The sequence below is a fragment of the Mycobacteroides sp. CBMA 271 genome, assembly GCF_009729205.1.
Taxonomy (GTDB): Bacteria; Actinomycetota; Actinomycetes; order Mycobacteriales; family Mycobacteriaceae; genus Mycobacterium.
Genome location: NZ_VTHB01000003.1, coordinates 277,210 through 291,310, shown reverse-complemented (window position 1 = coordinate 291,310; position 14,101 = coordinate 277,210). Strand labels below are relative to the sequence as shown.

At 64.4% G+C, this 14,101-nt stretch carries 14 protein-coding genes; 4 read left to right on the top strand and 10 right to left on the bottom strand.

Annotated elements, in window-relative coordinates; translation table 11 throughout:
* Nucleotides 1-6: 6 nt before the first annotated feature.
* The 4 genes from FZI91_RS10140 to fdxA form a co-directional block, all read right to left on the bottom strand.
* Nucleotides 7-972 (bottom strand): proline dehydrogenase family protein, encoded by a 966-nt coding sequence (locus FZI91_RS10140; protein WP_162525800.1) that lies wholly within the window; start codon nt 970-972, stop codon nt 7-9.
* Entirely contained in the window at nt 965-2,599 is a 1,635-nt protein-coding gene (gene pruA, locus FZI91_RS10135; RefSeq protein ID WP_155938878.1) for an L-glutamate gamma-semialdehyde dehydrogenase, read from the bottom strand. Before pruA ends, FZI91_RS10140 begins: the two co-directional genes overlap by 8 nt.
* Before the next feature lie 120 nt (nt 2,600-2,719).
* Nucleotides 2,720-3,808: a succinyldiaminopimelate transaminase gene (dapC, locus tag FZI91_RS10130; protein WP_162525801.1), complete on the bottom strand. Its 1,089-nt coding sequence runs from the start codon at nt 3,806-3,808 to the stop codon at nt 2,720-2,722.
* A 20-nt stretch (nt 3,809-3,828) separates the two neighbouring features.
* Nucleotides 3,829-4,155, bottom strand: a complete 327-nt coding sequence (fdxA, locus tag FZI91_RS10125; protein ID WP_162525802.1) for a ferredoxin — start codon at nt 4,153-4,155, stop codon at nt 3,829-3,831.
* A 431-nt stretch (nt 4,156-4,586) separates the two neighbouring features.
* Between fdxA and FZI91_RS10120 the strand changes: the two genes are divergently transcribed.
* Together FZI91_RS10120 and FZI91_RS10115 are read left to right on the top strand one after the other, a co-directional pair.
* Nucleotides 4,587-5,156 (top strand): PadR family transcriptional regulator, encoded by a 570-nt coding sequence (locus FZI91_RS10120; RefSeq protein ID WP_155938875.1) that lies wholly within the window; start codon nt 4,587-4,589, stop codon nt 5,154-5,156.
* Nucleotides 5,149-7,179, top strand: coding sequence for an NADPH-dependent 2,4-dienoyl-CoA reductase (locus FZI91_RS10115; protein WP_162525803.1), 2,031 nt, complete (start codon nt 5,149-5,151; stop codon nt 7,177-7,179). The genes FZI91_RS10120 and FZI91_RS10115 overlap by 8 nt, the downstream gene beginning before the upstream one ends.
* A 69-nt stretch (nt 7,180-7,248) precedes the next feature.
* Here the strand turns inward: FZI91_RS10115 and FZI91_RS10110 are convergent, their stop codons facing one another.
* From FZI91_RS10110 to FZI91_RS10100, 3 genes are read right to left on the bottom strand one after another with little or no spacing between them, the layout of a single operon-like run.
* A complete protein-coding gene (locus FZI91_RS10110; RefSeq protein WP_162525804.1) occupies nt 7,249-7,551 on the bottom strand; it encodes a hypothetical protein in 303 nt (100 codons plus the stop codon).
* Nucleotides 7,548-7,838 carry a hypothetical protein gene (locus FZI91_RS10105; RefSeq protein ID WP_155938873.1) on the bottom strand — a complete coding sequence of 97 codons (291 nt, stop codon included), beginning with the start codon at nt 7,836-7,838 and terminating at the stop codon, nt 7,548-7,550. The genes FZI91_RS10110 and FZI91_RS10105 overlap by 4 nt, the downstream gene beginning before the upstream one ends.
* A gap of 2 nt (nt 7,839-7,840) precedes the next feature.
* Nucleotides 7,841-8,479 carry an MspA family porin gene (locus tag FZI91_RS10100; protein WP_162525805.1) on the bottom strand — a complete coding sequence of 213 codons (639 nt, stop codon included), beginning with the start codon at nt 8,477-8,479 and terminating at the stop codon, nt 7,841-7,843.
* 174 nt (nt 8,480-8,653) lie between these two features.
* Between FZI91_RS10100 and FZI91_RS10095 the strand changes: the two genes are divergently transcribed.
* A complete protein-coding gene (locus FZI91_RS10095; protein ID WP_155938871.1) occupies nt 8,654-9,265 on the top strand; it encodes an excalibur calcium-binding domain-containing protein in 612 nt (203 codons plus the stop codon).
* 7 nt (nt 9,266-9,272) lie between these two features.
* Here the strand turns inward: FZI91_RS10095 and FZI91_RS10090 are convergent, their stop codons facing one another.
* A complete protein-coding gene (locus tag FZI91_RS10090) occupies nt 9,273-11,846 on the bottom strand; it encodes a bifunctional FO biosynthesis protein CofGH (protein WP_162525819.1) in 2,574 nt (857 codons plus the stop codon).
* Nucleotides 11,847-11,963: 117 nt separating this feature from the next.
* Between FZI91_RS10090 and FZI91_RS10085 the strand changes: the two genes are divergently transcribed.
* Nucleotides 11,964-12,725: a class I SAM-dependent methyltransferase gene (locus FZI91_RS10085; protein WP_162525806.1), complete on the top strand. Its 762-nt coding sequence runs from the start codon at nt 11,964-11,966 to the stop codon at nt 12,723-12,725.
* 68 nt (nt 12,726-12,793) lie between these two features.
* Here FZI91_RS10085 and FZI91_RS10080 read toward each other — a convergent pair whose 3' ends face one another.
* Both FZI91_RS10080 and mshB read right to left on the bottom strand, forming a co-directional pair.
* Nucleotides 12,794-13,129 carry a hypothetical protein gene (locus FZI91_RS10080; protein ID WP_155938869.1) on the bottom strand — a complete coding sequence of 112 codons (336 nt, stop codon included), beginning with the start codon at nt 13,127-13,129 and terminating at the stop codon, nt 12,794-12,796.
* Nucleotides 13,130-13,268: 139 nt separating this feature from the next.
* A complete protein-coding gene (mshB, locus tag FZI91_RS10075; RefSeq protein ID WP_155939069.1) occupies nt 13,269-14,090 on the bottom strand; it encodes an N-acetyl-1-D-myo-inositol-2-amino-2-deoxy-alpha-D-glucopyranoside deacetylase in 822 nt (273 codons plus the stop codon).
* Nucleotides 14,091-14,101: the final 11 nt, after the last annotated feature.

The window sequence follows — 14,101 nt, the reverse complement described above, 5'->3', positions numbered from 1 at the left end:
CTAAAGCTACCCCCGGGAGAGCAGCGCGCGCAGGAAGAAGGTCATGTTCGCGGGGCGCTCGGCGATACGCCGCACAAAGTACCCGTACCACTGCTCACCGAACGGCACGTACACCCGCATAGAGTGGCCCTCACCGACGAGGCGGCGTTGTTCAGCATCACGGATCCCGTAGAGCATTTGATATTCGAAATCGCCTGGACCTCGGCTCGTCTCACGCGCCATCACCCCGGCCGCCTCGATAATGGCTGGGTCGTGGGAGGCGACCATCGGATAGCCATCACCTTCCATCAGCACGCGCAGACAACGCAAGTAAGCAACATCGACGTCCTCGGGGTCCCGGTGGGCGACGGATTCGGGCTCGTCGTAGGCACCCTTGCACAACCGGATGCGTGAGCCCTCGCCGGACAGCTCTGCGCAGTCGGCGTAGGTACGTCTTAGATACGCCTGCAGCACGGTACCCAACCAAGGGAAATCGGCACGCAATTCGCGAACGATACTCAGGGTTGAGTCCGTAGTGGTGTGATCCTCGGCGTCCACGGTGACCCATACACCGGCCTCATCGGCCTTGGCGCACAACAGCTGAGCGTTTTCCAGGGCGATTCGCTCCCCGTCATGGGGCAGCGCTTGTCCCAGCGCCGAGAGCTTGAGTGAGATCTCCAGCGGTCGCATGCCGGTGTGCACGGTGTCACGCCGCTGCGCCAGTGCATCGAGCAATGACAGGTAGGCCGAAACCGTGCGGGTGGCCTGCTCGGAGTCGGTGGTGTCCTCGCCCAGGTAGTCAATCGAGATGAATCGTCCCGAATCCAGCAGTGCCGTACTGGCTCCGAGCACATCGTCCTGTGATTCACCGGGGACGAAGCGACGTACCACTTGTCTGGTTAGCGGCATCCGTTCGGCAGTATGGCGCAGACGTCCCGACCTACTGGCCGCCAGGATGACGGGCCGTGCCGTTCTTCCGAACCATTCAGCCATCCTCATGCTCCATATGAGGGTACTTGTATTCCGTTGGGGCGTTGAATGTTTCCTTGATGGATCGCGGCAACAGCCAGCGCTGCAGATTGAGCGGCGACCCGGCTTTGTCATCGGTGCCAGATGCCCGGCCGCCGCCGAAGGGCTGCTGGCCGACAACGGCACCGGTGGGTTTGTCGTTGACGTAGAAGTTCCCGGCCGTGTACCGGAGCCGGTCGCTGGCCGCCTGAACGGCCTGACGGTCGTCGGCGATGACGGCACCGGTGAGTCCGTACCGCGAGCCGGTATCGACAACATCCAGGATGCGGTCGTAGTCGTCATCGGGGTAGACGTGCACCGCAAGGATCGGGCCGAAGTACTCGGTCGAGAATGCCTCGTCGGTCGGGTCGTCCGAGAGCAGCACGGTGGGCCTGATGAAGTACCCTTCGCTGTCGTCGTATTCGCCACCGGCGGCAATCGTCACCCCGGCACTCTTGGCACGATCGATGGCGACCGCATTGCGCGTGAATGACTTCTCGTCGATTACGGCTCCGCCGAAATTGGTGAGGTCGGTGACGTCGCCGTAGGTCAATGCGGAGGTGTCGTCAAGGAACTGTTCGCCCATTTTGTCCCAGACCGAACGGGCCACGAAGGCCCGGGAGGCGGCGGAGCACTTCTGCCCCTGGTAATCGAACGCGCCGCGAATGAGCGCCGTAGCCAACACATCTGGACGCGCGGACGCGTGAGCGACGACGAAGTCCTTGCCACCTGTCTCTCCGACGAGCCGCGGGTAGGTGTTGTATCTGTCGATATTCGCCCCCACCTCACGCCACAGATGCTGGAAGGTTTTGGTGGAGCCGGTGAAGTGGATGCCGGCTAGGCGCGGGTCGGCAAGCGCCACATCGGATACCGCGATCCCGTCGCCGTTGAGCAGGTTGATGACGCCGGGCGGCAACCCGGCGGCCTCGAGAAGCTCAAGGGTGAAGTGCGCGGCGAACGCCTGAGTTATGGACGGCTTCCACACCACAGTGTTTCCCAAAAGCGCTGGGGCGGTCGGAAGATTGCCCGCGATCGCGGTGAAGTTGAAGGGCGTGATCGCGTAGACGAAGCCCTCCAGCGGGCGGTACTCCATCCGGTTCCACACGCCGTCGCCGCTGCTGGGCTGCTCGGCGAGGATCTGTCGCGCGAACTGCACATTGAATCGCCAGAAGTCCGCCAGCTCGCACGCGGAGTCGATTTCGGCCTGGTAAGCGGTCTTCGACTGACCCAGCATGGTGGCCGCGTTGAGCGTGGCGCGCCATGGCCCGGACAATAGATCCGCCGCCCGCAGGAAGACGGCCGCCCTGTCATCGAAAGACAGTGCCGCCCAATCGTTTTTTGCGGCGACGGCAGCTTCCACCGCATCACGGGCGTCGGTGTGCCCGGCATTGGTGACGGTGCCCAGCACGGCGCGGTGGTTGTGCGGCTGCACAACATCGATGCGCTCACCATCGCTCATGCGGCGGACTCCGCCGATCACATGGGGCAGGTCGACGGCGGTCGTGGTGAGGTTCGACAGTGCCGTGATCAATCGGTCGCGTTCGGGAGTGTGGGGAGCGTACGTGAGCACCGGCTCGTTGACGGGAGCCGGCACATTGGTGATGGCATCCATGCATCCAGCATGGTCCTGTTCGCCCGCGGGTGTCGAGGGTTCCGAAGATTGCGCAACGAAACCTCAGGTAACGGCGAAATCCGGCGGGACGTTACGTGTGGTAGTCCTGATCTTCGACGGTCAGTCGGCGAGGCGGGAGACCGCCGTGTCGATCCGCTCATCGGTCGCGGTCAGCGCGACCCGCACATGTTCCTTACCGCGGGGACCGTAGAACCGTCCGGGTGCTACCAAGATCCCGCGCTGCGCCAGATATGCCAGCGCGTCATCGCAAGAGCTGCCCCGAGTGGCCCAGAGATACAGGCCGGCCTCGGAGTGGTCAATCCGGAATCCATTACCCGTCAACGCCTTCGACAACTTGTCGCGGCGACGCTCGTAGCGTGCCCGCTGCTCCCGCTGATGCTCGTCTTCGCTCAGCGCGGCGGTCATTGCCGCCTGCACCGGCCCCGGCACCATCATCCCGGCATGCTTGCGCACCGCGAGCAGCTCCCCGACCAACGATGCGTCACCTAAGACGAAACCGGCCCGATACCCCGCCAGTGATGAGGTCTTGGACAAGGAGTGCACGGCCAACAATCCGGTGGTGTCGCCGTCGCAGACCCGAGGGTCGAGCACAGACACCGGCTCGGCGCCCCATCCGAGACCCAAGTAGCACTCATCGGAGACGACCAGGGCGCCGCGTTCACGCGCCCACTCCACAACCTTGCGCAGGTGCTCGATCGGCAACACGGCGCCGGTCGGGTTGCTCGGCGAGTTGAGGTAGATCACCGCGGGGTGCTGGGGCCCCAACTGCGTCAGCGAGTCGGCCCGAACCGTCGGGACCCCGGCTAACCGTGCACCCACTTCGTAGGTCGGATAAGCCAATTCGGGGATGACGATCAAGTCGTCGGCGCCCAAGCCGAGCAGCGTGGGCAGCCAAGCGATGAGCTCCTTGGTGCCGATGACCGGTAGCACGGCGTTGTCGGCCAACGGGACAACACCGTATCGCCGAGTCACTGCTTCGCGGATTGCCTGCCGCAACGCGGGCGTGCCCGCGGTCGCCGGATATCCGGGCAGATCGCTCGCCGCGGCAAGCGCGTCACGAATGAACGGTGCGACGCTATCCACCGGGGTGCCGACCGACAGATCCACGATCCCATCGGGATGCGCCGCGGCCGTCGCCTTGGCGTCAGCGATGGTGTCCCAGGGAAATTCCGGCAGCAATGCGGACACGCGCCGGATACGCCTTGAGCTCAGTGTCCCTCACCCATAGGCGGAAGCTCCTTGACCGACGGTGGGTCGTACTCGGTCTTGCCCACCTTCGCGGCGCCACCGGGAGAACCCAGGTCTACGAAGAAGTCGGCGTTGGACTGGGTGTACCCGACCCACTGGTCCGGTACGTCGTCCTCATAGAAGATGGCCTCCACCGGACACACCGGTTCGCAAGCACCGCAGTCCACACACTCGTCGGGGTGGATGTAGAGCATCCGCCCGCCCTCGTAGATGCAGTCGACGGGGCATTCTTCGATACATGCCTTATCCATAACGTCGACGCACGGTTCCGCGATCGTGTAGGTCACGAAGCTCTCCTCGATGTCCAGTTCCTGCGTTGCGGCCAGTATCCCGGTCTTTAAATGTGCCTCGCGACACAGGCTGTCCTAACTCGCCAGGGCAATCTAACCGTATCCACGGGTTACAGGTACCGAGCTTAACGTTTAACTTGGCCCAACGTCCAGAAGACGCGCGCAGCCGTTAAATGGGAAGTTGCGCGGCAATCGGTACGCCCGTCTCACCAGCGACAACACTTAACTGGCGCCCGTATGCAGCCTGTTGCACTGCAACAAGTTGCATAGGGTCTCGTTTCGTGCCAGCATGCTGCCGTGTCCTCGGTCTTCGCGCATGCGGCTCATCCCGCGCCCTCGGTCTTCGCGCAAGCGGCTCATCCCGCGCCCTCGGTCTTCGCGCAAGCGGCTCATCCCGCGCCCTCGGTCTTCGCGCAAGCGGCTCATCCATGGCCCTAGCGCACGCACTTCTCTTGTCCCTGGCCGAGCAGAACGGGTCGGGCTATGAGCTCACGAGCCGATTCGACCGGTCGATCGGATACTTCTACAGCGCTACGCACCAGCAGATCTATCGCACCCTGCGCCGCATGGAAGACGACAGCTGGCTGCGCTGCACCGTCGTCGACCAGGAAGGGCGACCCGCCAAGAAGGTGTACGACGTTGCCGAGCTCGGCTATCGCGAGTTGTCCCGGTGGGTCAACAGCGCCGAGGGCACCGATATGCGCGACCTAGCCCTCAAGGTCCGCGCCGGCACCTACGGCGAGATCGACGCAGTGGTCGAGCACATCAGCGTTCAACGCGACGCACACGCCGTCATGCTCGACAACTACCGCGAAATGGAAAAACGTCAGTTTCCCGCTCCGGATCAGCTCACCGGCGCGGCCCTGCATCAATATCTCGTCCTACGCGGCGGTGTCCGCATGGAAGAGGGCTTCACCGATTGGTGCGACGAAATGATTTCAGCTTTGTCCAGCCCAAATGTCCCAGCCCGGACTGATGAAAGTGAAGATAATGAGTAATCCGTACCCAACCCTGTTGTCCCCCTTGGACCTTGGATTCACCAAGCTGAAGAATCGTGTCGTCATGGGGTCCATGCACACCGGCCTGGAGGATCGCATCTGGGACATCCCGGCGCTGGCCGCGTACTTCGCGGAGCGCGCCAAGGGTGGCACCGCGATGATCATCACCGGCGGCTTCGCCATCAACCGCGAGGGCTGGCTACTGCCCTTTGCCGGCAAGATGTCCAATCCCCTTGAGGCATACCGGCATCGTCCCGTCACCAGCGCCGTACACAAGAACGACGGCAAGATCCTGCTGCAGATCATCCATGCCGGTCGATACGGGTACAGCCCACTGCAGCGGGGTGCATCGAACATTAAGTCGCCCATCACCCCGTTCAAGCCCCGCGCGCTGAGCACCAAGGGCGCCTGGAATGTGGTGCGCGACTTCGCCAACAGCGCCAAGATGGCCAAGCTCGCCGGATACGATGGCGTCGAGATCATGGGCAGCGAGGGCTACCTCATCAACCAGTTCCTGGCACCGCGCACCAACAACCGCACCGACGAGTTCGGCGGCAGCCCCGAGAATCGCCGTCGGCTGGCGGTGGAGACGGTCAAGCGGGTACGCAAGGCCGTCGGCCCCAACTTCATCATCTGCTACCGGATGAGCATGGCCGACCTCGTCCCCGACGGTCAGACCTGGGACGAAATCGTGGCTCTCGCCAAGGAAATCGAGGCGGCCGGCGCCACCATCATCAACACCGGCATCGGCTGGCACGAGGCGCGCGTCCCCACCATCGTCACCTCGGTACCGCAGAACGCCTTCGTGGACCTGTCCAACAAGATCGCCCAGGAGGTCACCATCCCGGTGATGGCCTCCAACCGCATCAATATGCCGCAGTCGGCCGAGCAGATCCTCAGTGACGGTCAGGTGCAACTGATTTCGATGGCGCGGCCATTGCTTGCGGACCCGGATTGGGTGAAAAAGGCTTCCGCTGATCACGCCGACGAGATCAACACCTGCATCGCCTGCAACCAGGCCTGCCTAGATCACTCGTTCGCGAACAAGAAGGCCAGCTGCCTGCTCAATCCACGGGCGGGCAATGAGACGACGCTCAAGCTGCTGCCCACTCGGCGTGCCAAGAAGGTCGCCGTCGTCGGTGCGGGTCCCGCCGGGCTGTCGGCCGCCGTAACCGCGGCCGAGCGCGGCCACAAGGTGGTGCTGTTTGAGGCCAACCCCGAGATCGGCGGCCAGTTCGACATGGCCCGCAAGATTCCGGGTAAGGAAGAGTTCAACGAGACCATCCGGTACTACACCACGATGCTCAAGAAGTACGGCGTCACCGTGCTTCTGAACAAGAGGGTGGACGCCCAGGAGCTCATCGACGGCAAGTTCGATGACGTCATCATCGCCACCGGCGTCAAGCCTCGGGTACCGGCCATCCCCGGTATCGATCACCCGATGGTGCTCTCCTACCCGGAGGTCATCAAGCAGGTCAAGCCCGTCGGCAAACGCGTGGCCGTCGTCGGTGCGGGCGGCATCGGTTTCGATGTGTCCGAGTTCCTGACGACCGACGAGTCACCGACGCTCAACCTCAAGGAGTGGCGCGCCGAATGGGGTATCTCGGAGGAGCACGATTCCCGCGGTTCACTCACCAAACCCATTCCGGCGCCGGCGGTTCGCGAGGTCTACCTGTGCCAGCGCAAGAAGGGATCGCTGGGCAAGGGCCTCGGTAAGACCACGGGCTGGGTGCACAAGGCATCCATCAAGGCCAAAAAGGTCACCGAGTTGGCCGGGGTCAACTACGAGAAGATCGACGATGCCGGGCTGCACATCAGCTTTGGTGAGGAGCGCAAGGACCCGCGCGTGCTCGAAGTCGACAACGTGGTGATCTGCGCCGGCCAGGAGTCGGTGCGCGATCTCGATGACGTGTTGAAGGATTCCGGGATCAACGCCCACGTGATCGGTGGTGCGGCGCTGGCCGGAGAGCTGGACGCCAAGCGTGCCATCCGTCAGGGCACCGAGCTGGCCGCCAAGCTCTAACCACACGCCGAGTGTGAAGCTATTGCGGGAAATCGACCGAATCACCGCAATGGCTTCACTCTCGGCGATCTAGCGCGCCGGCGCCCCGGTGGGGCTTTCCAGCGTTCCGTCGCCGACACCGACACCCGGCTTGACGCCGCCCGGTGCTGCGGCTCCGTCCACGCCGGCAGCGATCCTTGGGCCGCGAGGCGGTCCCGACATCAGCACCGGCAGTTGCGTCCCGCGCGACGGCCGCAGTGCCGGTAGCTGACCGGGGACGAACACCGGGTTGTAGGGCCCCGGGTTCGGCGGCGGTGGCGCCGCGGCGACGGGCACGGCAAGTCCGACGGCAACCGCGGCGATAACCGGTGCCACACAGAATGTTCGAATCACGGGGCTGCTCCTTCGGATGTGCCGCGCGGGTCCTCCAATTGCCCACCGGTCATTCCGGCGCCGATACGGACGGTGTACCCAGAGTCGACGCCGGCAGAGATTCTGGTTCCACGCTGCACCGGCGGGGCCAGGCCATAGGGTGGCTGCGATGCGGTCGCCGCATAGTTGGGTGTCCCGCCGGGCAGCGGAACGGGTACCGCGGGGTTGCCGGGCGGCGGGTCTGCCGCCGCCACCGGCGCCCACCACAACGAACACGCCAACAGCGTTGCGACACATATGAATTTCATCGTCAGATCTTGATCGGGTCGCCGTAGATGGCGAACTCGGTATGGCCGGTCTCGGTCGACGCGCGCAACGAAGCGAACGAACGGATCGTCACGTCTCCACCGCAGGCATCGGCCTTCACGTGCACGTTGTCCAAGTCCAGTGCCCCGGTACCGCCGCGGGAGAGCACCATATTGCCCATCGGCAGGTTCACGATGACACCCGGCTGCACCACGGTCTGCACAAAACCGCTCACCCCCGCGCTACCACCGACCCCGACGGTCGGCGTCGGCACTACCCCCAGGCTTACCGATGGTGCGACACCGGCCGACCCGCCGAGCTGCAAACCCGAAGACACGTCCGACTGGCAGCCGAGTTGGTAGCCGATGACAAAGAGGCTGTCGGTGATGGGATTGACGCCGCCGGTCGCTGCTGCGGTCCCCGACAAGGTGACGAATGCCTCGCGCGAATTCGCGGCCGCCGCCAAGTTCGGCACCGCGTTGACACGTTCGTTGTCGAGCCTGATCTGCAGCTGCCAGCCATCTCTGGTCGTCCGCGAATACGACTGCGGCGCCATCTCTCTCGGCTCCGTGCGGGCCGGGGCGACATCCACAAACCCAAGCACCGCAACGATGAAGCTTGTCGCTACCAGGCGGGCAATCACGCACATCACGATGCCCAAACCGATCGCGGGAGTTAACCCAACGCCATCCAGTCAGTCAGGTGCTGACCGAGACCGTCAACTTAGCGGGATCCCTCGCAGTCTCGGCGGGGACGCACCCATTCTCCCGAATTGCGTCCGAGCAGCTGCTGCGTCCGGTAGAAGATCAAGATCACGATGCACCCCAGGAGGGCCCAATTGCGTACTCACGTTCTATTTCTCGCCATCATCGCAGTGGCCGCCGGCCCTGCTGTCGGTCTCGTCTCCGCTCCCCTGGCGCAGGCGTATCCCAGCTGCGCCGCCGCCCGAGCGGCAGGAGCCGCACCCATCTACCGCGGTCAACCCGGATACAGTTCGAAGCTCGACCGCGACGGTGACGGCGTCGCATGCGAGTCCGGCTCGTCACGCTACTCACCCAGCCAATCGATCCCTGCTCCGGCAATCCCGCCAACGCAAGTCCCACAACCAGTTTCGACGCCGACCCCCGCCCCCGGCCCATTGTCCGGAGGCGGAAGCTACGAGACAGTCGTCAACTGGACCGGCACAGACTGCATAGACATCACCGCCCCGGACGCATCGGCGGCGGGAGTACTTAGTACCACCAATCATTGCGGCGGCGCGGCGAGGTTCAGCCAGGGAGCAAGCGGCAGCCAACTTGTTGGGGCTGACCCGATAATGGGCTCGGCCGAATCGATTACGTGCGAGATCCTGGCCGGACGCCTGCACGATTCAGGCACACGAGGCGACGGTCACGACGTCAACTGCCTTGCTCGGGCAGATTCCCTGTAACCGTCAACTACGCCGCCGACGGCCGCCGCGAGTACGTGGTGGTGCGTTCCACCGCGGGACGTCCGATGCCTTCGGCGATCTCCTCCAGCTCGGCGATGGTCTTGGCCGATCCATGCTCGGAGCCGGCCATCCGCGAGATGGTTTCCTCCATCAGCGTGCCACCGAGATCGTTGGCGCCACCCTGCAACATCGCACGAGTGCCCTCGATGCCCAGCTTGACCCAACTTGTCTGGATGTTGTCGATGCGTCCGTGCAGCATGATGCGCGCCAGCGCATGCACCGCCCGGTTGTCCCGGTTGGTGGGCCCGGGGCGGGCAGCGCCCGCGAGGTACAGCGGCGCGCTCTGGTGCACAAAAGGTAGCGGCACGAACTCAGTGAATCCGCCTGTGCGGTCCTGAATTCCGGCCAGGACCCGCAGGTGTCCCACCCAATGCTTGGGGGTGTCAACGTGGCCGTACATCATCGTCGAACTGGAGCGCAGCCCCACCTCGTGTGCGGTGCTGACGACATCGATCCATTCCGACGCCGGCAGCTTCCCCTTGGTGAGCACCCATCGGACCTCGTCATCGAGAATCTCGGCGGCGGTTCCGGGGATGGTATCCAAACCCGCACTGCGCAGCTCGGTCAGCCAATCACGCACGCTCTGGCCACCTTTGGAGGCGCCGTTGACGATTTCCATGGGACTGAAGGCGTGCACGTGCATGCTGGGCACCCGCTTCTTCACCGCACGAACCAGATCGGCGTACCCGGTGACGGGCAGCTCCGGGTCGATACCGCCTTGCATGCAGACCTCGGTGGCACCAGCGACATACGCCTCCCACGCCCGGTCCCCCACCTCCTCGGCGGACAGCGAGAATGCGTCTGCATCACCCTTGCGCTGTGCGAACGCGCAGAACCGGCAACCCGTGTAGCAGATGTTGGTGAAGTTGATATTCCGGTTCACCACATAGGTGACGTCATCGCCAACCACATCGGCACGAATCGAATCTGCCAGCGCGGCAAGCGCATCCATGGCTGGCCCCTCGGCCGTCGCCAGCGCCAAATACTCGTCATCGCTGCACCCGGCCGGGTCCCGCTCGGCGGCACGCAAGGCCGCCAACACGTCGGCGCCCACCTTCTCGGGTGCGCGCGCATTCAGTTCCCGCACATGCTCGCGGATCGACTCCCAATCCCCGAAGGCACTGGCCAAATCACTGCGGGTGTCGGTATTGCGGCCTTCCGAATCGATGGCCGAATGCAGGTCTACCCGGCCCGTCGACTCCCACGTCTCATCCGGCTCCTGCCACGGCAGGCCCGTCGGCGAAACATCCAAGGCGTAACCGGTTTCCGGATCCGCCAGGGCCTCCACGTGCCCGCGGACCCGCGGATCGATCCATGCCGCCCCGGCCTGCACATATTGTGGCTGCGCGGTCAGGCGCTGCACCAAGTCGTAACCCGCCTCTGCCGTCACCGACGCCAGATCATCCAATGCCGGCCACGGCCGTTCGGGGTTCACGTGGTCGGGCGTCAACGGGGACACCCCACCCCAGTCGTCCACACCGGCCCCGATCAACGCCAGGCATTCGCTGCGGGACACCAGATTTGGCGGAGCTTGCACCCGCATCTTCGGCCCCAGCACCAGCCGGGTCACCGCGATCGTCGCCAGGAAGTCGTCGATATCGGCATCGGGCGTCGTCTGCATGGCCGTATCGGACTTGGCCCGGAAGTTCTGCACGATGACTTCCTGCACGTGCCCGAATTCCTTGTGCACCTTGCGGATCGCGTGAATGGTCTCCGCACGCTCGGTCAGGTCCTCGCCGATCCCGACTAACAGCCCCGTCGTGAACGGAATGGATAGCCGCCCCGCATCGGTGAGCGTGCGCAGCCGCACTGCGGGATCCTTGTCGGGGCTGCCGTAATGCGCCTCCCCGCGGGTCTCGAACAGCCGCCGCGAGGTGGTCTCCAGCATCATGCCCATCGACGGCGCCACCGGCTTCAACCGCGCCAGCTCCGACCAGGTCATCACCCCCGGGTTGAGGTGTGGCAGCAGTCCGGTCTCCTCGAGCACCCGGATCGCCATCGCCCGCACATAATCCAGCGTGGTGTCGTAACCGCGCTCATCGAGCCACTGTTTGGCCTCGGGCCAGCGGTCCTCGGGGCGGTCCCCCAGCGTGAACAAGGCCTCTTTGCAACCCAATTCGGCACCGCGACGGGCAATATCCAGAATCTCGTCGGGCTCCAGGTACATGCCCTGACCCTGCGCCCGCAGCTTGCCCGGAACCGTCACGAATGTGCAGTAATGGCACTTGTCCCGGCACAGATGCGTCACCGGGATGAACACCTTGCGTGAATAGGAGATCGGCAGACGACCGTTCGCACCCAGGCGCTCCGCCGACTCCAGCCCGGCGTCACGTACCCGGGCCGCGCTGGCCATCAGGTCGGCCAGATCCTCCCCGCGTGCGGTCAGCGCCAACGCGGCCTCGTCGATATTCAACGTCACCCCGTCGCGCGCACGACGCAACACCCGTCGCAATGCGGCAGGGGATGCCGCCCTTCTCGCGGGAAATGCAGGAATCGGCAGCGGCGTTACGTCGTCGGGCACGTTTGTACAACCGTCGGTCACCCCCAGATCATCCGCCCGTACCAAAAGCCCGGCCACTCGGGGGTTCACCAACGAGGTCACCCTGCGGAAATACCCGGGATCGCTAGGCTGATCTCCGTGAGTATTACGAGAACCCTCAAGCAGAAACTTCCTTTTCTGCGGTATTCATTTCTGCGGGCGGTGTTCGGCGGTCTGAACGTCATGCGCACCGGTCAGATGGGCGATGGTCGCGAAGAGGCCACCGCGGAGCACGTCATTGCCACCGCTCCGGCGGGTGATGTCGATGCCGCCATCGATGCCATCGACAATTTCGCATACGACCAGTCGATCCTGATGAATGTCGGCGATGAGAAGGGCCAGATTCTCGACGCGGCCGTCACACGCGCCAAACCTAGGATCGCGCTGGAACTGGGCGCCTACTGCGGTTACAGCGGTCTGCGGATTGCTCGTGCCGCTCCAGGCGCCAAATTCTTCTCCATTGAGAAGTCCGGGGCCAACGCCTCGGTGGCGCGCCGGGTCTGGGCGCATGCCGGGCTGTCGGACCGCGCCACCTGCCTCACCGGCACTGTCGACGACGGCATCACCCTGGACCTGCTGACCAAGGACTACGGATTTACCGAGGGATGCCTGGACTTCGTGTTCATTGACCACTGGAAGGATCTCTACCTGGACGACCTGTTGCGTCTCAAAGACCGTGGCTGGCTGCATCAGGGAACGATCGTCGTCGCCGACAACGTCCGTTTCCCGGGCTCGCCCAAGTACCGCGCGTATATGAAGGAGCAGCAAGGCAAGCTCTGGCAGACCGTGGAGCACGAAACCCACGTGGAGTACCAGACGTTGGTGAAGGATCTGGTGCTTGAGTCGGAGTACCTGGGATGAGCGCCTGCGCGAAGACCATCAGCCTGGGGTAAGCGCCTGCGCGAAGACCATCAGCCTGGGATGAGCGCCTAGTCGCCGGCCCGGCGCAAGACGTACGCGGCGGGCAGTACGCCCGCGATCAGCAGCAGCACCGGCCAGAATCCTACGAAGACGACGTCACCGCCCGGCCCGCCGAACAGCAGCAGCGTGGTGGTCGCCACGAATGCCCACAGTGGCGCGCCCGCCCACCGGTGCGAGGGTGCCCACTGCAGGGCGATCCAGACCAGCAGCACGTTGAGCGCGGCGCTGATGATCACACCGAGTGGAATCAACACCCCGCCGATCCTCAGATTGAGCAGGGCGGCCCCAAAGATCGCGCTGATGACGCCGTCGAGAATCAGCGCGGTCAGGACGAACGCGCGCATGAAAACGAACAGGTGTCTAGATCGGGACGGAATCGAGCTGGGCCACGAGTGAGCCAACGACCCATTGGAAGTTGTCCACCCGGTCTTGCCAGTGCTGCTGATTGGGATCCAGGTCTTGATCGGGTGGCATGGGTCGAGCTTACAACTCCACCCCGGCGAACAGATCGGATTCCCACCCGCTGTCGACCCCGCGCTGTCCACGCACCAACACGAAATGCTCGGTATCCGCTATGGGCAACGCCATCAGATTCGACAATGCCAGCGCGGTCCCGTCCTCGGAAACGATGACTTGGGTGGCATGAGCGCGCAGCGCCGACGCCTTGGCGCCGTGGTACGCCGAAACGTCGATGGCGGCGCTGATCTGGTCGTCGCTATAGGTAGGCACGAGGTCAAGGGGCGCGGGTTCACATCCCGGGGGCAGTTCCTTCATCGTCTCGCTTCCGGCCGCCATGGCGCTGGTGGCGATGACGGTCCAGTACAGCTTGGACACCTGCCAGGTGGCTCTCTCGACGGCGGCGGTGGTCACGGTGTGCGCCTGGATGTGATCGGGGTGCCCGTATCCCCCGAAGGGGTCATAGGTGATGACGACCTGCGGGCGGTGTTCGTCGATCTGCTGCACCAACGCCGCTACCGCGTCGTCTACGTTCGCGCCGGCGAAGGCGCGCGGATGTAGCGATCCGGTACCCGCCATACCCGAGTCGCGCCAATGCCCGGCACCCCCGAGGTAAGTGGGCCCGTCGACACCCAGGTACCGCAGTGCGGCAGACAATTCGCCGACCCGGTACCCACCCAGCTGATCGGCATGATCGACGGCCAGCTGCGCCCAGCGATCGCCGATCACCTCACCTTCTTCCCCGAGAGTGCAGGTGACCACCCGGACATCGGCGCCCTCGGCGGCATACCGCGCGATGGTGCCCCCGGTGGTGAGGGATTCGTCGTCGGGGTGCGCATGCACCAGCATCAGACGTCGGG